Source organism: Enterobacter sp. 18A13, assembly GCF_007035975.1.
Lineage (GTDB): Bacteria > Pseudomonadota > Gammaproteobacteria > Enterobacterales > Enterobacteriaceae > Enterobacter > Enterobacter vonholyi.
In genome coordinates, this window is the sequence record NZ_AP019634.1 from 506,202 (window position 1) to 527,177 (window position 20,976).

Sequence of the window (20,976 nt, forward strand, 5' to 3'; positions counted from 1 at the left end):
CGTAAGAGGACAACGACGTGCGATTTCCGAACCAACGTTTAGCGCAACTTTTCGAACTGTTGCAAAACGAGACGCTGCCGCAGGACGAACTGGCGCAGCGGCTGTCGGTTTCCACGCGAACCGTCCGTGCCGATATCACCGCCCTGAACGCGCTGCTGGCAAGCCACGGCGCGCAGTTTATCTTGAGCAGGGGCAATGGCTACCAGCTCAAAATAGATGATGCCCAGCGCTACCAGCAGCTGCAGGCATCCCACCCGCGCGCGCTGCGTATCCCCCGCACCGGGCCGGAGCGGGTGCATTATCTGGTGGTACGTTTTTTGACCTCGGCATTTTCTCTTAAGCTGGAGGATCTGGCGGACGAGTGGTTTATCAGCCGCGCCACGCTGCAAAGTGACATGGCGGAGGTGCGCGAGTGGTTTCATCGTTACAACCTGACGCTGGAAACGCGTCCGCGCCATGGCATGAAGCTGTTTGGCAGCGAGATGTCGACCCGCGCGTGCCTGACCGATCTGCTCTGGGAGCTGGCGCAGCAGGACAGCCTGAACCCGCTGGTGACCGACGTGGCGCTGAATGCGGGCGTGGCGGAGCAGATGGTGCCGGTGCTACACGACGCCCTGACGCGTCACCACATTCGCCTGACCGATGAAGGCGAGCTGTTCCTGCGCCTGTACTGCGCGGTGTCGGTACGGCGCATCAGCGAGGGCTATCCGCTGCCGGAATTCCACGCCGAAGACGTTGAAGAGAACGTGCGCGAGGCGGCTAAGGATATCGCCGTCACCATCCAGCAGCTGGCGGGCAAGGCGCTTTCGCCATCAGAGGAGAGCTGGCTGTGCGTGCACATTGCGGCGCGGCAGATTCAGGAGATCGCGCCCAGCGCCATTAACGCCGACGACGACGAAGCGCTGGTCAACTACATCCTGCGCTACATCAACACCCACTATAACTACAACCTGCTCAGCGACGAACAGCTGCACGCGGATCTGCTCACGCACATCAAAACCATGATCACCCGCGTGCGGTATCAAATTATGATCCCCAATCCGCTGCTGGATAACATCAAGCAGCACTACCCGATGGCGTGGGACATGACGCTGGCGGCGGTGTCGAGCTGGGGCAAATACACGCCGTATGCGATCAGCGAAAACGAGATTGGCTTCCTGGTGCTGCACATTGGCGTCGGGCTCGAGCGCCACTACAACATCGGCTACCAGCGCCAGCCGCGCGTGCTGCTGGTATGCGACGCCGGTAACGCGATGGTCCGCATGATTGAGGCGGTGCTGCAGCGTAAATATCCGCAGATTGAGGTGACGCGCACGCTCACCCTGCGCGAGTACGAGGTTGCGGAAACCATTGGCGAAGACTTTGTGATAGCCACCGCACGCGTCAGCGAAAAGTCGAAACCGGTAGTAACGATCGCCCCGTTCCCGACCGACTATCAGTTAGAACAGATTGGCAAACTGGTGCTCGTGGACCGCACCCGCCCGTGGATGCTGGATAAATACTTCGACGCGGCCCATTTCCGCATTATCGACAAGCCAATCGATCAGCAGACGCTGTTCCGCGAGCTGTGTGAACAGCTTGAAGCAGAAGGCTTTGTCGGCGCGGAGTTTCTGGATTCGGTTGTTGAGCGTGAAGCCATCGTCAGCACCATGCTCGGCGACGGCATCGCGCTCCCGCACTCCCTCGGCCTGCTGGCGCAGAAAACGGTGGTCTACACCGTGCTCGCCCCGCACGGCGTTCAGTGGGGCGACGAAACCGCGCACGTCATCTTCCTGCTCGCCATCAGCAAAAGCGAGTACGAAGAGGCGATGGCGATTTACGATATCTTCGTCACCTTCCTGCGCGAGCGGGCGATGTCGAGGCTCTCTAGCTGCGGAGATTTTGCCGGGTTTAAGGCGGTGGCGATGGAGAGTTTGAGTCGGTTTTGAGGTAAGGGCGGATGGATAACATCCGCCTTTGATCATCGCAGATGATGCACTACCTGGTTACTGCTGCCGCGCCAGATCAAAGCCGGGTCTTTTAAATCCTGCACGAACTTGCCGTCGACCAGCACGTTAATCAGATCCACCACTTCCATCTGCTGCGTATTCAGTTCATCCAGCCTGTAGCCTGTCCAGACCCAGATATCTTTTCCCGCACACTCTGCACGAATGCGCTTCACCAGCTTCAGGATATCCGGCACGTTTTGCGGGTGCAGCGGATCGCCGCCGGAGAGCGTAACCCCCTGGCGTTTGATGCGCGTGTCGTTCAGATCGCGGATGATTTTATCTTCCATCTCCGCGGTGAACGGCATGCCGGAGTTCAGACGCCAGGTGCTTTTGTTGTAACAGCCGGGGCATTCGTGGACGCAGCCTGAAACGAACAGGGTGCAGCGGGTGCCGGGGCCGTTGACGATGTCGACAGGGTAGTACTGGTGATAGTTCATAGCGAATAACCACACCGGGTGGCGCTGCGCTTACCCGGCCTACAAAAGAGAGCGGTCCGTAGGCCCGGTAAGCGCAGCGCCACCGGGCATTAACGTGGCTGAGGATTAACCGATCTGCCCATTCCCCAAATGCTTGACGCGACGCTTCACCTCTTCCTGCTTGCCGGCGTTAAACGGACGCGCGTCCGGGCTACCGAGATAGCCGCATACGCGACGGGTCACGGATACGCGAGCCGCATCGTGGTTGCCGCATTTCGGGCAGGTAAAGCCTTTACTCGTACACTCGAACTCACCGGTAAAGCCGCATTCGTAGCACTCGTCGATAGGCGTGTTGGTCCCGTAATACGGCACGTGCTGGTAGCTGTAATCCCACACGTCCTCCAGCGCCTTAAGGTTGTGCTGAATGTTCGGGTACTCGCCGTAGCAGATGAAGCCGCCGCTGGCGATCGGCGGATACGCCGCTTCGAAGTCGATCTTGTCGTACGGGTTGACCTTTTTCTCCACGTCGAGGTGGAAGCTGTTGGTGTAGTACCCTTTGTCGGTCACGCCTTCCACAATCCCGAACTCGGCGGTGTCCAGACGGCAGAAGCGGTCGCACAGGTTCTCGCTCGGCGTGCTGTACAGGCTAAACCCGTAGCCAGTTTCCTCTTTCCACTGGTCTACCGCGTCGCGCAGGCGCTGAACGATGGCGATCCCTTTTTCGCGCAGGGCTTCGCTGTCGTACATGTGCGTGTCGCCAAACAGCGCGTTGATGGTTTCGTGAATACCGATATAGCCCAGCGAAATGGACGCGCGACCGTTTTTGAAGATCTCGGATACGTCATCGTCCGCCTTCAGGCGCACGCCGCAGGCCCCTTCCATATAGAGGATCGGCGCGACGCGGGCTTTCACCCCTTCCAGACGGGCAATGCGGGTCATCAGCGCTTTGCGCGCCAGCTGCAGACGTTCATCCAGCAGTTTCCAGAACTCAGCTTCATTACCTTTCGCCTCCAGCGCGATGCGCGGCAGGTTGAGGCTGATGACGCCCAGGTTGTTGCGCCCGTCGTGGATCTGCTCGCCGTTTTCATCCTCGTACACGCCGAGGAAGCTGCGGCAGCCCATTGGCGTTTTAAACGAACCGGTAACTTTCACAACCTGGTCGTAGTTCAGGATGTCCGGATACATGCGCTTGCTCGCGCACTCCAGCGCCAGCTGTTTGATGTCGTAGTTCGGATCGCCAAACTTGTGGTTCAGGCCGTCGCGGATGGCGAACACCAGTTTCGGGAACACCGCCGTTTTGCGGTTTTTGCCGAGGCCAGAAATACGGTTGCGAAGGATCGACTGCTGGATCAGGCGTGATTCCCAGCTGGTGCCCAGGCCAAAGCCGAAGGTCACAAACGGCGTCTGGCCGTTGGCGGTGTGCAGCGTGTTCACCTCATATTCCAGCGACTGGAAGGCATCGTAGCACTCTTTCTCGGTGCGGGAATGGGCGTAGCCGTCAGCGTCCGGGCTCTGCCACTCTTCGGCCGTTTTACGGTGCTTGATGAAGCTTGCCGTCACGAACGGGGCCAGCACTTCATCAATGCGGTTAATGGTGGTGCCGCCATAAATATGGCTGGCGACCTGGGCGATGATCTGCGCCGTGACCGCGGTGGCCGTGGAGATCGACTTAGGCGGTTCAATCTCCGCGTTACCCATTTTAAAACCGTGGGTCAGCATCCCTTTCAGGTCGATCAGCATGCAGTTGAACATCGGGAAGAACGGCGAATAGTCGAGATCGTGGTAGTGAATTTCGCCGCGCTCGTGCGCCGAGACTACGTCGCGCGGCAGCAGATGCTGACGGGCATAGTGTTTGGCGACGATGCCGGCCAGCAGGTCGCGCTGGGTCGGGATCACTTTACTGTCTTTGTTGGCGTTTTCATTGAGCAGGGCAGAGTTGGTCTGCTCTACCAGACCACGGATCTCCTGGTTCAGACGCCCGCGCTTCTCACGCTGCACGTCACGATCGTGGCGATACTCAATGTAGGCGCGCGCCAGCTGCTTGTAAGGCCCCGCCATCAGCTGGTTCTCAACCGCGGTCTGGATCTCGTTGATATCGACCTGGCTGCGTTCGTTCATCTGGCTGCTAACGACTTCTGCGACGGTGGCGCAGTAATCTGCGTCATCGACTCCCGCTGCTTTAGCTGCACGCAGAATGGCTTCCTGGATGCGCTCTGATTTAAACGGCACTTTACAGCCATCACGTTTCATCACATGCGGTGTCATGATCACTCCATTTTTTGAAAACAGGTTATCCACAGAGGTGGAGAAGTCTTCTCCGGGCGTATTCCCCGCCAGGCCAAAGACTTCCCGCGTTCCCAGCTCGTGTTATCCACAATTCCGGCCAGCGTAAGCGCCGTCTTGTTGTTGGAATAGTAGACGATAAATACAAGATGTTGGGTTGGCGTGCATTTTAAGTGCTACATATAGTGATTTGCATCAAACATGTTTGCGATTTATTTGATGCAGAACAAAGTAAAAAGACGAGAGTACAAACGACGGGCGCTTCAGCGATTGTAAAGGCGCGAGAGAAAAATCTGATTAATTACTCAACAAAAACAGTTAAGTAAGCCGGGTGCTGAGCCGCACCCGGCAGGGAATGCTACTGCTGCAACCACCAGACGGCTTCAAATGGACGCAGCGACGTCGTTTGCGGTGTCGGGTAGTTACTCATCAGCACCTGCAACTTACCGCTGAGAAGGTCTGTCTGCCATTCCTGAGGCGTATTACTCAGGTTTGCCGCAACAATCAGGGTCTGTCCCTGCCACTGGCGGCGATAGCACCACAGAGAAGGATGCTCCGGCAGGAGATCCTCATAATCCCCCCACGTCAGCACCGGCAGGGTTTTGCGCAGGCTAATCAGCGACTGGTAGGTATAGAACACCGAATCCGGGTCGTCCAGCGCCGCGCGGGCGTTCACCGTCTCGTAGTTATCGCAGACGCCAATCCACGGCTCGCCCTCGGTAAAGCCCGCATTGTGCGACGCGTCCCACTGCATTGGGGTTCGCCCGTTATCGCGGGACTTACTCGCCAGAATCGCCAGCAATTCCTCAGGCTCGCGGCCGTTGGCGCGCAGTTCGGCGAACATGTTCAGGCTCTCCACGTCGCGGTAATCGGTGATGCGGCTGAAGTGTGGGTTGGTCATCCCCAGCTCCTCCCCCTGGTAGATATACGGCGTGCCCTGCATGCCGTGCAGCACCATGCCGAGCATCTTCGCGGCGTGAACGCGGTATTCTCCTTCGTCACCGAAGCGCGACACAATGCGCGGCTGATCGTGGTTACACCAGAACAGCGCGTTCCAGGCTTTGTTGTGCATCCCCTGCTGCCAGTGGCGGAAGAGGGTTTTGAGCGCCACGAAGTCCGGCTTCGCCAGCGTCCATTTTTCGCCGCCCGGGTAGTCCACCTTCAGGTGGTGGAAGTTAAAGGTCATCGACAGCTCGCGCCCGTCGAGCGATGCATACTGCTGGCAGTTTTCCAGCGAGGTCGAGGACATCTCGCCCACCGTCATCAGGTTGCGCGGGGTGAAGACGTCGCGGCTCATTTCCTGCAGATATTCGTGGATGCGCGGGCCGTCCGTGTAGAAGCGGCGGCCGTCGCCTGTGTTATCGTCAGGGAAATCCTGATCTTTCGAAATCAGGTTAATGACGTCGAGGCGCAAGCCGTCGACGCCGCGGTCGGCCCAGAACTCGCACACCTTTTTCAGCTCGCCGCGCACCGCCGGGTTTTCCCAGTTGAGGTCCGCCTGCTCTGGCGCGAACAGGTGCAGGTAATACTGCTCGCTCTCCGCGTGCCAGCGCCAGGCGTTGCCGCCAAACTTGGAGCGCCAGTTGTTGGGCAACTGCTCCGGCGTGCCGTCTCGCCAGATGTAGAACTGGCGGTACGGGCTCGCTTTGTTCAGCGACTCGCGGAACCAGGCGTGCTGCGTGGAGGTGTGGTTAAACACCATGTCCAGCACGATGCGAATGCCGCGCGCGTGCGCCTCAGCGACCAGCTCGTCGAAATCATCCAGCGTGCCGTAGGCCGGGTCGATGGCGGTGTAGTTTGCCACGTCGTAGCCGTTGTCCACCTGCGGGGAGATATAAAACGGCGTCAGCCAGATGGCGTCGATGCCGAGGGTTTTCAGGTAGTCCAGACGCTGCGTCACGCCGCGCAGATCGCCGGTGCCGCTGCCGGTGGTGTCCTGGAAACTCTTGGGGTAAATCTGGTAGATAACGCCGTTTTGCCACCAGTGAGGAAGGGTATTCATAGTGTGTTCCTGCAAATGCGAAGGGGCGCAACTGCGCCCCGAAAGAGAGAGTTAAACAATCTGCAGCGAGCCCTGACGGAACTTACGCTGGTAAACCACGGTGGTGAGCGCCATTGGGACGATAATCGCGATGGCCATCGCCAGGGCAAACACCTGCCAGTAAGCGGGCTGGATGGAGAGGATGCCCGGCAGGCCGCCGACGCCAATCCCGTTTGCCATTACGCCGTTCAGTCCGCATACCAGGCCAGCCAGACCGGAACCGATCATCGCGCAGAGCATCGGGAAGCGGTATTTCAGGTTGATACCGTACATCGCCGGTTCGGTGACGCCGAGGTAGGCGGAAATGGCCGCCGGAACGGAGATCTCGCGTTCGTTGTGCTTGCGGCTGACGATGATGATGCCGGTCACCGCGGACGCCTGAGCAATGTTAGACAGGGCGATAATCGGCCAGACCGGCGTGCCGCCGAGGCTCTGGATCATCTGCATATCAATGGCCAGCGTGGTCTGGTGCACGCCGGTGATCACCAGCGGGGCGTACAGGAAGCCAAACAGCGCGGCGCCGATTGGCGCGAAGCTGCCGGTCATCAGGTGACGCACCGCGAAGGCCACGCCGTCGCCAATCATGCGGCCAAACGGACCGATAAAGGCGTGCGCCAGAAACACCGCCAGGATCAGCGAGCAGACCGGCACCACCACCAGATAGAGGTAATCCGGCACGATGCGTTTCAGGCGCGTTTCAATAAAGCCCAGCGCCAGACCCGCCAGCAGGGCCGGAATGACCTGAGCCTGATAGCCCACTTTGGCGATGGTAAACAGGCCGAAGTTCCACACCTCAGGCAGCTGCTGACCAAGTAAGTAAGCGTTCATTAACTGTGGAGAGACCAGCGTGACGCCCAGCACGATTCCGAGAATCGGCGTGCCGCCCATTTTACGCACCGCGGACCAGCAAATCCCGACCGGCAGATAGAAGAAGATCGCCTCGCCAATCAGCCACAGGAAATCGTAAACGGTTTTCAGCGCCGGATACATCTGCGCCAGGGTTTTACCGTCGCTCATCGGCACATCGCCGATGACGTTACGGAAGCCTAAGATCAAGCCCCCACTGATCAGCGCGGGCAGCAGCGGGAAGAAAATTTCCGCGAAGTGGGAAATCAGCTGCTCGTGCCACTTCATATTCTGGCGCGCGGCCTTCTTCGCCTGCTCTTTATCGGCGGAGGAGTGACCGGTTGTCGCCAGCAGAGCCTGATAGTAATCGCCCACTTCGGTACCAATAACGACCTGGAACTGCCCGGCGTTGGTGAAGCAGCCTTTGACCATGGAAAGTTCTTCAATGGCCTTCGGGTTGGCTTTGGCCGGATCGTTCAGCACGAAGCGCAGGCGGGTAATGCAATGGCTGACGGTGGCGATGTTTTCGCGGCCGCCGACCAGGACGATCAGCCGATCGATATCTGCTTGTTTGACTTTACTCATCATGAAACCTCATGACAGATGGTGAGGGGGGTAATGACCTGAGCGCAAGCCTACTCCTTCAGCGTGGCGGCGAAAATGGGAACGTTCCCGAAATCGGGCGAAGATCACAATAATCTGTTTTATGGCGATTACGAAAGGTGAGCGGGAATGACGATCTGACGCGGCTCAGCGCGCCCGTTTATCTGCTCGATCAGCTGCGCGGCGGCCTGTCTGCCGGATTCGGCGTAGCCCGGATCGACGGTGATGATCTCCGGGTGCAGAAACTTCATCAGCGGCGTGCTGCCGACGCTCGCCACCTGCAGGTTATCGATACGCTGCTCCTGCAGATATTTGCTGGCACCCAGTGCAAGGGTATCCGTGGCGCACACCAGCGCGGTGGTCTGCGGCGTCAGTACGCTGGCGACCTGCTCGTAGCCCTGCTTCATGCCCAGACCCGGCAGGGAGGCCACGGCGGAAAGATTGTGCTTTTTGCAAAAGGCCAGGTAGGCCTCATGACGACGCTTGCCGGTGGTGACGTCCGCGTGCGGGACGCCGAGGAAGCTGATGTGGCGATGGCCTTCGTCAAACAGGCGCTGCATCAGGGTGATAATCGCGCCCTCGTCGTCATAGCAGACGGAGGCAAACCCGTGGGCATCGCGCGCCAGCAGCACCAGCGACGGCTGCCAGGGTTTTAGCATCTCGTCTTTGATGCCGGTAAAGCCGAACAGCACCACGCCGTCAATGTTGCGCCGCTGGAGCATGCCCAGATGCTCTTCCACCAGCTGTGGCGAGAACTGGCTCTCCATCATGATCGGATCATATCCCTGCTCGTAGAAGGCGGGCAGCATCGTCTGCACGGCGAGGTTTTCAGACAGAGAGTCCAGACGCGAGACAATGATGGCGACGACTTTGTCACTCTGCCCGCGCATGGCGCGCGCGGAGCGGGAAGGGGAAAAACCGTGCTGATTCATAACCGCCTCGACGCGCTCGCGGGTGCGTTCGCTGACGCCGCTTTCGTTATTCAGCACGCGTGAGACGGTCGATTTCCCCACGCCGCTTAAACGTGCGATGTCTTTAATCGTAAGGCGGTTCTGCATGCTGTATTCCCTGTAACAACGACGATGTAGTGAATTGAGCCTAATGCTATAGCGCGATTTCGCTATGGGCAAAGTCTGGTTTACGTTCGGTTTATTTGCAGGGGGGTATAATACCGCCCGAATCGTCATAAAGGGTATGCCTAAATCCCTGGACTGCGCGGCGACACCCTGTTTTTTACTTACCGGAGGCTTCATGGATCCCGATCCCTCACCTCTCCTGAACGGGAGAATGCGTTCTTTCCGGTAAGCCAGCTTTTGCTGTCTCACCGGTGATGTGAGGCAGCAACGTCCCAAACGTTCCTGCTTGAAAAATTGAGTGCCTCTCAGGTACGGCCTTGCCACGCCTGAAGGAAATGCTGCGTCCGCATTCGCGGATGCGGAGGAATGACTATGTTTAAAAATATCACCCGGCAGCTGCAGGCCCTGCTGAGCCGCCACCTGCCACACCGTCTTGTCCAGCGCGACCCGCTGCCTAATGCCAAAAACATGGCGGGGGCGGCGATCCCCGCGTCCCTGACCGAACGCTGCCTGAACGTGGCGGCGATGGATGAAAACGAAGTCTGGCGCGCCTTTGGCGGACACCCGGAAGGGCTGAACGCGTCAGAAGTGGAAAAAATCCGCGCCGTGCATGGCGATAACCTCATTCCGGCGCAAAAGCCGTCTCCGTGGTGGGTGCACCTGTGGCTCTGCTACCGCAACCCGTTCAACCTGCTGCTGACCGTGCTCGGCCTCATCTCCTACGCGACGGAAGATCTGTTTGCCGCAGGCGTCATTGCCCTTATGGTCGGTATCTCCACGCTGCTGAACTTTATTCAGGAAGCCCGCTCTACCAAAGCGGCTGACGCCCTGAAGGCGATGGTCAGCAACACCGCGACCGTCTCGCGCGTGATTAACGATCTCGGCGAAAACGCCTGGGTGGAACTGCCTATCGACCAGCTGGTGCCGGGCGATCTGGTGAAGCTGGCCGCGGGGGACATGATCCCGGCGGATTTACGCATCATCCAGGCGCGCGATCTTTTCGTCGCGCAGGCCTCCCTTACCGGGGAATCCCTGCCCGTTGAAAAGGTGGCGCGCAGCCGCGACCCGCAGCAGATGAATCCGCTCGAGTGCGACACCCTGTGCTTTATGGGCACCACGGTGGTCAGCGGTACGGCGCAGGCGATTGTCACCGCCACCGGGGGCAACACCTGGTTTGGACAGCTTGCCGGGCGCGTCAGCGAGCAGGAGAGCGAGCCAAACGCCTTCCAGAAAGGGATTGGCCGCGTCAGCATGCTGCTGATCCGCTTTATGATGGTGATGACGCCAATCGTGCTGCTGATCAACGGCTACACCAAAGGCGACTGGTGGGAAGCGGCCCTGTTCGCGCTCTCCGTGGCCGTTGGCTTAACGCCTGAAATGCTGCCGATGATCGTCACATCCACGCTGGCGCGCGGTGCGGTGAAGCTCTCTAAACAAAAAGTGATCGTTAAACACCTCGATGCCATTCAGAACTTTGGCGCGATGGACATCCTTTGTACCGATAAAACCGGCACCCTGACGCAGGACAAAATCGTGCTGGAGAACCACACCGATATCTCCGGCAAAACCAGCGAGCGCGTCCTTCACAGCGCGTGGCTGAACAGCCATTATCAGACCGGGCTGAAAAACCTGCTCGACGTTGCGGTGCTGGAAGGGGTGGATGAAGAATCAGCCCGCACGCTCTCCGGCCGCTGGCAGAAGGTGGATGAGATCCCGTTCGACTTCGAGCGCCGCCGCATGTCGGTGGTGGTGAGCGAGCAGACGGACGTGCATCAGCTGATCTGCAAAGGTGCGCTGCAGGAGATCCTTAACGTGTCGACGCAGGTTCGCTATAACGGCGACATCGTGCCGCTGGACGACACTATGCTGCGCCGCATCAAGCGCGTCACCGACAACCTGAACCGTCAGGGGCTGCGCGTCGTGGCGGTCGCGAGCAAGTTCCTGCCCGCGCGCGAGGGTGATTACCAGCGTATTGACGAATCCGATCTGATCCTCGAAGGTTACATCGCCTTCCTCGACCCGCCGAAAGAGACCACCGCCCCGGCGCTCAAAGCGCTGAAGGCGAGCGGTATTACCGTGAAAATCCTCACCGGCGACAGCGAGCTGGTGGCGGCGAAAGTGTGCCACGAGGTGGGGCTGGACGCGGGTGACGTGGTGGTGGGGAGCGATATTGAACATTTCTCTGATGACGAGCTGGCGAAGCTTGCCCAGCGTACCACGCTGTTTGCCCGCCTGACGCCGATGCACAAAGAGCGCATCGTCACCCTGCTCAAGCGCGAAGGGCACGTGGTGGGCTTTATGGGCGACGGCATCAACGATGCGCCCGCTCTGCGTGCGGCGGATATCGGTATCTCCGTAGACGGAGCGGTCGATATTGCCCGTGAAGCGGCGGATATCATTCTGCTGGAAAAAAGCCTGATGGTGCTGGAGGAGGGCGTCATCGAAGGGCGCCGTACCTTTGCCAATATGCTCAAGTACATCAAGATGACCGCCAGCTCCAACTTCGGTAACGTCTTCAGCGTGCTGGTGGCGAGCGCGTTTCTGCCGTTCCTGCCGATGCTGCCGCTGCACCTGCTGATCCAGAACCTGATGTACGACGTGTCTCAGGTGGCGATTCCGTTTGATAACGTGGACGACGAGCAGATCCAGAAGCCGCAGCACTGGAACCCGGCAGATCTCGGGCGCTTCATGCTGTTCTTTGGCCCGATCAGCTCCATCTTCGACATCCTGACCTTCTGCCTGATGTGGTTTGTGTTCCATGCCAACACCCCGGAACATCAGACGCTGTTCCAGTCCGGCTGGTTCGTGGTAGGCCTGCTGTCGCAGACGCTAATTGTGCATATGATCCGCACCCGCCGCATTCCGTTCATCCAGAGCCGTGCCGCGTGGCCGCTGATTGTGATGACGGGGATTGTGATGGCGCTCGGCATCGCGCTGCCGTTCTCACCGCTGGCGAGCTACCTGCAGCTTCAGGCGCTGCCGCTGAGCTACTTCCCGTGGCTGGTGGCGATCCTCGCGGGCTATATGGTGCTGACCCAGATGGTGAAAGGATTCTATGCGCGTCGGTATGGGTGGCAGTAACGGCAGCGCCGCCGGGCAGCTAGCTTTCCTCCTAAATTCAACAACCTGTGATCTCCGTCGGCGCATTCGCTTGACGACAAATTGAGCGCATGTTAACAGAATGTTTTGCCTTTATTTGGCCCGTCAGATAAGGAACATTCATGTTACGGTACAGTCTCTTAACCGCCGGGCTGATGCTCGGCGCTTCTGCCTTTGCCGCCCCGGCAGGGGATCTCCCTTTAATGCCCTGGCCTGCGAAGGTCGAACGCCCGACGACCCAGGGCGCGCTGGTGCTCAGCAACAACGTATCCATTAGCGTCAGCGGGGACGATCTCGGTGACGCCGTCAACCGACTGCGCCAGCGCATCGCCCTGCAAACCGGCTGGACGCTGCAGCCGCAGGCTGAAAAGCCGGACAAACCGACTATCCGCATCGCGATTGCCAAAAAGGTCAAGCCGCAGCCGCTGCCGGACAGCGATGAAACCTATAAGCTCACGGTGGACGCCAACGGGGTGAATATCTCCGCCAACACCCGCTTCGGCGCGCTGCGCGCCATGGAAACCCTGCTCCAGCTGATGCAGAACGGGGCGGAAAACACCTCGATCCCGTGGGTTACCATTGAAGATTCGCCGCGTTTCCCGTGGCGCGGGCTGTTGCTCGACTCGGCGCGCCACTTTATTCCGCTGCCGGATATCAAGCGCCAGATCGACGGCATGGCCGCGGCGAAGCTCAACGTCCTGCACTGGCACTTAACCGACGATCAGGGCTGGCGCTTCAGCTCGAAGCGCTACCCTAAGCTGACGCAGCTTGCCAGCGACGGGCTGTTCTACACGCCTGAGCAGATGCGCGAGGTGGTGCGTTACGCCGCCGAGCGCGGCATTCGCGTGGTGCCGGAGATCGACATGCCGGGTCACGCCTCGGCGATTGCCGTGGCCTACCCGGAGCTGATGAGCGCGCCGGGGCCGTACGCCATGGAGCGCCACTGGGGCGTGCTGAAGCCGGTGCTGGATCCCACAAAAGACGCGACTTACGCCTTTGCTGACGCGATGGTCAGCGAACTGGCGGCGATCTTCCCCGATCCGTACCTGCACATCGGCGGTGATGAGGTGGACGATAGCCAGTGGAAAGCGAACCTGGCCATCCAGCAGTTTATGCGCGACAACAGGCTGGCGGACAGTCACGCGCTGCAGGCTTACTTCAACCGCAGGCTGGAAACGATCCTTGAGAAGCATCACCGCCAGATGGTCGGCTGGGATGAGATCTACCATCCCGATCTGCCGAAAAGCATTCTGATCCAGTCCTGGCAGGGGCAGGACGCGCTGGGGCAGGTGGCGCAGAACGGCTACAAGAGCATTCTCTCCACCGGTTTCTATCTCGATCAGCCCCAGTCCACCGCCTATCACTACCGCAACGAGATCGTCCCGCAGGGTCTGAACGGCGTGGATGTGATTGCAGACACCGACAGCGTCCAAAGCTGGGCCTTTTCCATGCCGCGCCTGAAGGGCAAGCCGGTGGAGGGGAGCTTCACGCTGGTGAAAGGGGACGCAGGCTGGCGCGGGTTTATTGATTTTGCCGGGAAATCGCGCCGCGCGGTGCAGGATATTGAATGGCGTGACGACAACCAGGTGACCTTCACCGTCGACACCTGGATGGGCGAGACGCGCCCGGTGGTCTCCGTCGATAACGACAAGCTCACCGGCTATTTCCTGGTGGGGAATACGCGTTACCCAATCAGCGGCACGCGTCTGGACGCGGTGCCGAAAGGCATTCCGCCGGTCGTGCCGGACGTGGCGAATCAGGCAAACCTGCTCGGCGGTGAAGCCGCGCTATGGGCGGAAAACGTGGTGGCGCCGGTGCTGGATATCCGCCTGTGGCCGCGCACCTTTGCGGTGGCGGAGCGGCTGTGGTCCGCGCAGGACGTCAACGACGTCGATAACATGTACACCCGCCTGCAGGCGATGGACAGCTGGTCGACGGTGTCGGTCGGGCTGCAGCAGCATACCCAGCAGCAGGTGCAGTTCACGCGCCTCGCCGGTAATGCCGATACCCTGCCGCTGCAGATCCTCGCTCAGGCGGTAGAGCCCGCGCAGTATTACACCCGCCAGCACCTGAAGTTTCAGGCCGGAAACTATCATCAGTTCGAGCCCCTCAACCGCTTTGCGGATGCGCTGAACGCCGAAAGCGCCACCGTGCGCCAGATGCACAAATGGGCGGACCGTCTGGTGAGCGATGCGGAAGACACGGAAAGCGCTGACGCCCTGCGCCACGTCTTTAACCGCTGGCAGAGCAACACCAGCGACGCGCTGGCGTTAAGCGAAAACAGCTATCAGCTGAAGGCGATGAAGCCGGTGATCCAGGAGGTGGATAAGCTGGCGTCGATTGGCCTGCGGCTGACGGATCTGGTGGCGCGCCAGGGCACGCTGGATGATAAAGAGATCGCGTCGATTCAGAGCGAGCTGGATAACGCGGCGAAGGTTCAGGACGAAGTGGTGATTGCGGTGGTCTATCCGCTGGAGACGCTGCTCAGGGCAACGCGGAATCAGTAGCAAGCAACAAAAAAGGCAGCCTGGGCTGCCTTTTTTATCGCCAAAGCGAATTAACGACGAACGGCGATCGCTTCGATTTCAATTTTCACGTCTTTTGGCAGACGGGCCACTTCCACGCAGGAGCGCGCCGGGAAGGTGGCGTTGTGCTCGGTGAAGAATGCTTCGTAAGTGGCGTTAACGGTCGCGAAATCGTTCAGATCCTTCACGAATACGGTGGTTTTCACGATATCGCCCACTTTCAGACCGGCAGATTCAACGATAGCCTGCACGTTTTCCAGCGACTGACGCGCCTGTGCCGCGACGTCTTCCGGCACCGCGCCGGTTTTTGGGTTCACCGGGATCTGACCGGAAGTGATGATCATGCTACCCAGATCAACGCCCTGAACGTAAGGGCCGATAGCCGCTGGTGCATTTTCCGTCGCGAGTACTTTGCTCATGTTTTCTCCAGAATTACAGCGTTAAGAATGTTCCCGGCCATTATAACAGCCGGGATTTCATTACCAACCTCAATTAGTTGGCCAGCACCACATAATGAGAAAACTCTTTTTCGCAGTATTTGCATTTGAGCGCGATGTCATCGGCGCGTTTTTTCACTGCAAAGCTGGAATAAACCGGCTCAGCGTGACTGATGCAGTTGCTGTTCGGGCAGACCAGCACGCTTTCGATGCGATCCGGCAGGCTCGGACGGGATTTGCCGACCACTTCATACTCGTCGATGCGGTTGACGGTAGCGTCCGGCGCGTACAGCGACAGCTGGTTGACCTGCTCGTCGGTCAGGAAGGTGTTCTCGATTTTAATCAGGTCTTTGCGGCCCATCTCGCCCGACGGCAGGTTCAGGCCGATGGTGATGCGCTGGTCGGTTTCGGTCAGTTTGAACAGCGTCAGCAGCTTAAAGCCCACCTGCGCAGGGATGTGGTCAATCACGGTGCCGCGCTTGATGGCTTCAACCTGGAGTTTGTTATCGTGTGTCATGGTCGTTTTCCCCTTACAGTGCCAATTCGCGATTCAGAACCAGTGCCAGTAACGCCTGGCGGGCGAAGATGCCGTTTCCGGCCTGCTGGAAGTACCAGGCGTGCGGCGTTTTATCCACGTCTGTGGTGATCTCATCGATGCGCGGCAGCGGATGCAGGACCTTCATGTTGTCGCGCGCGCCCTCGAGGTCGCTGGCGCGCAGCACGAACTGCGCCTTCACGTTGGCGTATTCGGACGGGTCCAGACGCTCTTTCTGCACGCGGGTCATGTAGAGAATATCCACGTGGGTCATCACCTCTTCGATGCTGGCATGCAGGCTCCACTGAATGCCTTTCTCGTCCAGCATGTCGAGAATGTACTGCGGCATCGCCAGTGCGTCCGGGGCGATGAAGAAGAAGCGGTTGCCGTTAAATTTCGCCAGCGCCTGGGTCAGGGAGTGAACGGTGCGGCCGTATTTAAGGTCGCCAACCATGGCGATGTTCAGGTTCTCAAGTTTGCCCTGCGTCTCCTGAATGGTGAACAGGTCCAGCAGCGTCTGCGTTGGGTGCTGGTTGGCACCGTCGCCGGCGTTCAGCACCGGAATGCCGCCGGAAAACTCGGTCGCGAGGCGCGCCGCGCCCTCCTGTGGATGACGCATCACAATTGCGTCGACGTAGGTGCTAATCACTGAAATGGTATCCGCCAGGGTCTCGCCTTTTTTACCCAGCGACGTGTTGCTGCTGTCCGAGAAGCCCACCACGCTCGCGCCCAGGCGGTGCATGGAGGTCTCAAAGGAGAGGCGGGTGCGGGTTGAGGCTTCAAAGAAGCAGCTCGCAATCACCTTGTGCTTCAGCAGCTCCGGTTGCGGATTGGCCTTCAGTTTTGCCGCGGTTTCCAGAACCAGTTCCAGCTCTTCGCGGCTGAGGTCGTTTATGGAAATGATGTGTTTTTGATAAAGCGGATTCATGTTTATCTCCTGACGCCGGGCAAAAAAAAGCCCCTCAAATGAGGGGCTCTGGGAATAGGTTTAGCAACGGGAAGAAAAACGGCAGGCCAGCGTCTGATTTCAGACGCGGTAAGACGTTATGTCGTACACGCTTGACCATGCTTCCTCCCGGCAAATTGTTGGGCATTATACGCAGCTCGCTTTTCGGATCAAGCGATTTAATGCACGCTTTACTCAATGCAAACGGTTCTTTATGAATATTAATGCGTTCTGAGTAAATAATTAATTTGCTTATGCACCAGCGCGGTACGCTTCACCACCCGGGGGGCGACCCAGACAATACTGCTGCCGGCCACCACGCCTAATATTTCCGGAAGCTGGTGATAATCCAGAATACGCGCCACCGCGCGGCCATATCCGGCGACGGTATGAACAAGGATAAACTCGCTATTATGCTCGACGCTGACCACCATTTCGGACACGGTACGCGCGGCGTCGGGGGCAGGGCGCAGCTGGGGATTCAGCGAATAAATCTTAAGCCCTTTGGCATTTCGAATTTTTATGATACCGAGCAATTTAAGCAGACGTGAAACGGTGGACTGGCTGATGGTCTCAAAACCACACTCCTGTAAATCCCGGCGGATCTCCTCCTGAGAGAGGTAACTCTTTTCTGCGATCAGGCGCTGGCAGACCGTCAGCTGTAGTTGCTCTTTGGGAGAGTACTCTTCGTAATCCATCATAGTTCCCATATCAGTTCCCGAAATAACCGGTGGCACCGCACCGATCCGTAGGCCGGATAAGCGCAGCGCCATCCGGCAAATCACAACAAGGCACCCAGACTTAACGCCACCATAATCACCACCGTTAAAATGCCCAGCAGCGGCGCCACCCATTTCAGATAACGCACGTAGGGCACGCGGGCGATAGCCAGCCCGCCCATCACGACGGCAGAAGTGGGCGTGACGAGGTTAACGATGCCGGAGGCCGACTGGTAAGCCGTCACCACCAGGTCGCGGTTGACGTTAGCGAAATCGGCAAGCGGCGCCATGATCGGCATCGTCAGAACGGCCAGGCCGGATGAAGAAGGCACAAGAAACGACAGCACGACCTCCAGCCAGTACATCACGTTGATAAACGCTACCGTGGACAACCCGCTGACCAGCCCTTCCGCGCTGTGCAAAATGGTGTGGGTAATCATGCCCTTATCCATGATGACTACGATACCGCGCGCGATGCCGATAATCAGCGCGACGCCCAGCAAATCTCGCGCGCCGTTGATAAACGTCGACGTCAGCTCCTCTTCGCTCATGCGGGCAATCAGGCCGACGATGATCGCGCTGGCGAGAAACACCGCTGAGATCTCTGCCATCCACCAGCCCAGCACCGCCACGCCGTAGATCATCACCGCGAAGGCGAGGGCGAAAATCACCAGGATGATTTTGCGCACCAGGGTGAATTCCAGCGACTGTTCGCCCTTGTCGCCGAGAAAATGGGCGCGGTTCTCTTCCTGCTTATCCGCAACGATCGACAGCGACGGATCCTGGCGCACCTTACGGGCGTAACGCATCACCCACGCCACGCAGATGATCCAGCCGATAACCAGCAGCGCCACGCGCAGGGCGATGCCGTTGGTAAAGGGGATCCCGGCGGCGTTGGCGGCGATGACCGTGGCAAACGGGTTGATGGTAGAACCCAGCGTGCCGATCCCCGCCCCGAGCAGCACGGTAGAAGCGGCGACAACCGGATCGAACCGCGCGGCCAGCATCACCGGCACCAGCAGGGTATAGAAGGGCAGTGACTCTTCGGCCATGCCGTAAATCGTGCCGCCCGCGGCAAACAGCGCCATAAGGATCGGGATCATCCACTCCTCGCGCCCGCGTAGTCGCGTAGTGACGCGTTCGATCCCCGCATCAATCGCCCCGGTTTTGGTGACGATCCCGAGAAAACCGCCGATGATCAGGATAAACAGCGCGACGTCGATCGCCCCGGCCTGGCCGGAGACCGGATCGTACAGCCCGGCGATGGGCGCCATCAGGACGGAAACCAGCCCCTGCGGATGTGCCGCCACGTGCGCGTACGTTCCGGCAATCGGGACTTCTTTACCGAGGGTTTCGTTCATCGCCATCTGGTACTGACCGGCGGGGACGACCCAGCTCAGCGCCGCCACAACGGCAATCAGGAAAAAGAGAATGGTGTAAGCGGAGGGAAACTTGAACTTGCCCATGATGTTCTCCTTAAACCCGGCGCACCCGCGGCGCGCCGGGCGGTGATTAGTCGCCGAGTGTCGCCACCATGACCGCTTTGATGGTGTGCATGCGGTTCTCTGCTTCGTCAAAGACGATGGAATTCGGCGATTCGAAGACCTCTTCCGTCACTTCCAGCCCCTTCAGGCCGTACGCCATCTCGATCTCACGGCCCACTTTGGTGTGCTCGTTGTGGAACGCCGGCAGGCAGTGCATGAATTTGACGTTCGGGTTGCCGGTGGCCTTCATCACCTGGGCGTTAATTTGATATGGCTTCATCAGGCTGACGCGCTCGGCCCAGGCTTCCTTCGGCTCGCCCATGGAGACCCACACGTCGGTGTAGAGGAAATCGGTCCCCTGCACGCCTTCTTCCACGTCGTCGGTGAGGGTGATGCGCGCGCCCGTCTCTTTCGCAATGGCGCGGCACTGCTCAACCAGCCCCGCTTCCGGCCAGAAGGATTTCGGCGCGACGAGGCGGATATCCATCCCCATCTTGGCCGCGCCCACCATCAGGGAGTTGCCCATGTTGTTGCGCGCGTCGCCGAGATAGGCAAAGCTCAGTTCCGGCAGGGTTTTGCCCGGGGAGTGCTCCAGCATGGTCATCAGGTCGGCGAGGATTTGCGTTGGGTGGAACTCATCGGTCAGGCCGTTCCACACCGGCACGCCCGCATACTCGCCCAGCTCTTCGACGATGGCCTGACCATAGCCGCGGTATTCGATGCCGTCGTACATGCGGCCCAGCACGCGGGCGGTGTCTTTCATCGACTCTTTATGGCCAATCTGCGATCCGCTTGGGCCGAGATAGGTCACCTGCGCGCCTTGGTCGAACGCGCCCACTTCGAAGGCGCAGCGGGTACGGGTGGAGGTTTTTTCAAAGATCAGGGCGATGTTTTTCCCGACCAGGGTTTGCTTCTCGCGCCCGGCTTTTTTGGCGGCCTTGAGCTCGATGGCGAGGTCGATCAGGTACTGGATCTCCGCCGGGGTGTAGTCCAGCAGTTTCAGGAAGTTGCGGTTTTTCAGGTTGATGGTCATGGCTAAATCCTTTTTAAAATGAGTGTTCAGTTACGAATCAGCGTGCCTTTCTCGCCCGCGAGGATCTCCGCGCCGTCGGCCAGCGCGCCGATCCCGGCAATGCCGTTGCAGGCTTCAACGAACTCGCGGCAGGCGGCCACTTTCGGCCCCATCGATCCGGCGTCGAACTGCATGCCCCTGAGCAGCTCCGGCGTCAACTGCGCCAGCGGGCGCTGGGTCGGTTTGCCCCAGTCGAGGTACACCGCGTCGGCATCGGTCAGGATCAGCAGGGCGTCGGCCTCGATCTGGCGCGCCAGCAGGGCGGCGGAGAGGTCTTTGTCGATCACCGCCTCAATGCCGCGATAGCCGTTGGCGTTCTCCACTACCGGCACGCCGCCGCCGCCGTTGCAGATCACCAGGTGATCGCGCTGGATCAGCGCCGTGATGGCGTCGCTCTCGACGATGCGCTTAGGCTGCGGAGAGGGCACCACGCGGCGGAAGTACTTGCCGTCGGCCTTAAACACCCAACCTTTCTCCGTCGCCAGCGTTTTTGCCTGGGCTTCGCTGTACACCGGGCCGATGTACTTGGTCGGGTTGCTGAAGGCCGGATCGGCGGCGTCCACTTCTACCTGGGTGAGCAGAACGCTCACCTCCCGCTGCGGCAGGCTGTTTTTCAGCGCCTGCTGGAGCATGTAGCCGATCATTCCCTGGCTTTCGGCGCCGAGAACGTCCAGCGGGTAGGGCGTCACTTTGTCGTAGGCGCTGTTCTGCAGCGCCAGCAGTCCGACCTGCGGCCCGTTGCCGTGTACCAGCACCACGCGCCACTGCGCCGTCAGCCCGGCGATGGTGCGGGCGGCCTGCTCGATGTTCTGGCGCTGGATCTCCGCTTCCAGCGGCTCGCCGCGCTTGAGCAGCGCGTTGCCGCCCAGGGCCACAACCAGAGTGGGTTTTCGTTCCATGATGGCT

Annotated in this window: 16 protein-coding genes and 1 pseudogene; 4 read left to right on the plus strand and 13 right to left on the minus strand. The window is 59.5% G+C overall.

The window, feature by feature from the left end:
* Positions 1 to 17 precede the first annotated feature (17 nt).
* Positions 18 to 1,928 (plus strand): BglG family transcription antiterminator, encoded by a 1,911-nt coding sequence (locus FOY93_RS02430; RefSeq protein WP_133293651.1) that lies wholly within the window; start codon positions 18 to 20, stop codon positions 1,926 to 1,928.
* A 32-nt stretch (positions 1,929 to 1,960) separates the two neighbouring features.
* Here FOY93_RS02430 and nrdG read toward each other — a convergent pair whose 3' ends face one another.
* From nrdG to treR, 5 genes are all read right to left on the minus strand, one after another.
* Positions 1,961 to 2,425, minus strand: coding sequence for an anaerobic ribonucleoside-triphosphate reductase-activating protein (nrdG, locus tag FOY93_RS02435; protein ID WP_143344580.1), 465 nt, complete (start codon positions 2,423 to 2,425; stop codon positions 1,961 to 1,963).
* A gap of 105 nt (positions 2,426 to 2,530) precedes the next feature.
* Positions 2,531 to 4,669, minus strand: coding sequence for an anaerobic ribonucleoside-triphosphate reductase (gene nrdD / locus FOY93_RS02440; RefSeq protein ID WP_143344581.1), 2,139 nt, complete (start codon positions 4,667 to 4,669; stop codon positions 2,531 to 2,533).
* A gap of 376 nt (positions 4,670 to 5,045) precedes the next feature.
* Positions 5,046 to 6,689 (minus strand): alpha,alpha-phosphotrehalase, encoded by a 1,644-nt coding sequence (treC, locus tag FOY93_RS02445; RefSeq protein ID WP_143344582.1) that lies wholly within the window; start codon positions 6,687 to 6,689, stop codon positions 5,046 to 5,048.
* Between the two features lie 51 nt (positions 6,690 to 6,740).
* Entirely contained in the window at positions 6,741 to 8,159 is a 1,419-nt protein-coding gene (treB, locus tag FOY93_RS02450) for a PTS trehalose transporter subunit IIBC (protein ID WP_172621928.1), read from the minus strand.
* Between the two features lie 128 nt (positions 8,160 to 8,287).
* Positions 8,288 to 9,235 carry a trehalose operon repressor TreR gene (gene treR / locus FOY93_RS02455; protein WP_032651468.1) on the minus strand — a complete coding sequence of 316 codons (948 nt, stop codon included), beginning with the start codon at positions 9,233 to 9,235 and terminating at the stop codon, positions 8,288 to 8,290.
* Between the two features lie 390 nt (positions 9,236 to 9,625).
* Here treR and mgtA point away from each other — a divergent pair, with 390 nt between their 5' ends.
* Together mgtA and FOY93_RS02465 are read left to right on the plus strand one after the other, a co-directional pair.
* Positions 9,626 to 12,334: a magnesium-translocating P-type ATPase gene (mgtA, locus tag FOY93_RS02460; RefSeq protein ID WP_133293661.1), complete on the plus strand. Its 2,709-nt coding sequence runs from the start codon at positions 9,626 to 9,628 to the stop codon at positions 12,332 to 12,334.
* 140 nt (positions 12,335 to 12,474) lie between these two features.
* Positions 12,475 to 14,859: a beta-N-acetylhexosaminidase gene (locus tag FOY93_RS02465; protein ID WP_143344584.1), complete on the plus strand. Its 2,385-nt coding sequence runs from the start codon at positions 12,475 to 12,477 to the stop codon at positions 14,857 to 14,859.
* 50 nt (positions 14,860 to 14,909) lie between these two features.
* On the opposite strand, the gene ridA is transcribed toward FOY93_RS02465, so the two are convergent.
* The 4 genes from ridA to FOY93_RS02485 all read right to left on the minus strand — a co-directional run bounded on the left by ridA (position 14,910) and on the right by FOY93_RS02485 (position 16,916).
* A complete protein-coding gene (gene ridA / locus FOY93_RS02470) occupies positions 14,910 to 15,296 on the minus strand; it encodes a 2-iminobutanoate/2-iminopropanoate deaminase (protein WP_008501391.1) in 387 nt (128 codons plus the stop codon).
* 73 nt (positions 15,297 to 15,369) lie between these two features.
* Positions 15,370 to 15,831, minus strand: a complete 462-nt coding sequence (gene pyrI / locus FOY93_RS02475; protein WP_143344585.1) for an aspartate carbamoyltransferase regulatory subunit — start codon at positions 15,829 to 15,831, stop codon at positions 15,370 to 15,372.
* A gap of 13 nt (positions 15,832 to 15,844) precedes the next feature.
* A complete protein-coding gene (pyrB, locus tag FOY93_RS02480) occupies positions 15,845 to 16,777 on the minus strand; it encodes an aspartate carbamoyltransferase (RefSeq protein ID WP_143344586.1) in 933 nt (310 codons plus the stop codon).
* A gap of 34 nt (positions 16,778 to 16,811) precedes the next feature.
* The gene (locus tag FOY93_RS02485; RefSeq protein ID WP_022646880.1) at positions 16,812 to 16,916 is read right to left on the minus strand and encodes a pyrBI operon leader peptide; all 105 of its coding nucleotides are present in this window, start codon (positions 16,914 to 16,916) and stop codon (positions 16,812 to 16,814) included.
* On the opposite strand from FOY93_RS02485, the pseudogene FOY93_RS02490 reads away from it, so the two are divergent.
* Positions 16,896 to 17,013: pseudogene (locus FOY93_RS02490) on the plus strand (hypothetical protein). The gene FOY93_RS02485 and the pseudogene FOY93_RS02490 overlap by 21 nt on opposite strands.
* A 3-nt stretch (positions 17,014 to 17,016) precedes the next feature.
* Here the strand turns inward: FOY93_RS02490 and FOY93_RS02495 are convergent.
* The 4 genes from FOY93_RS02495 to arcC all read right to left on the minus strand — a co-directional run bounded on the left by FOY93_RS02495 (position 17,017) and on the right by arcC (position 20,969).
* Positions 17,017 to 17,496, minus strand: a complete 480-nt coding sequence (locus FOY93_RS02495) for an arginine repressor (protein ID WP_143345699.1) — start codon at positions 17,494 to 17,496, stop codon at positions 17,017 to 17,019.
* Positions 17,497 to 17,576: 80 nt separating this feature from the next.
* On the minus strand, positions 17,577 to 18,980 hold the full coding sequence (locus FOY93_RS02500) for a YfcC family protein (RefSeq protein ID WP_047742986.1): 1,404 nt from the start codon (positions 18,978 to 18,980) through the stop codon (positions 17,577 to 17,579).
* Between the two features lie 46 nt (positions 18,981 to 19,026).
* Positions 19,027 to 20,031, minus strand: a complete 1,005-nt coding sequence (gene argF, locus FOY93_RS02505; protein WP_008501386.1) for an ornithine carbamoyltransferase — start codon at positions 20,029 to 20,031, stop codon at positions 19,027 to 19,029.
* Positions 20,032 to 20,057: 26 nt separating this feature from the next.
* Complete coding sequence (gene arcC / locus FOY93_RS02510) at positions 20,058 to 20,969, minus strand: carbamate kinase (protein WP_143344587.1); 912 nt, start codon at positions 20,967 to 20,969, stop codon at positions 20,058 to 20,060.
* Positions 20,970 to 20,976: the final 7 nt, after the last annotated feature.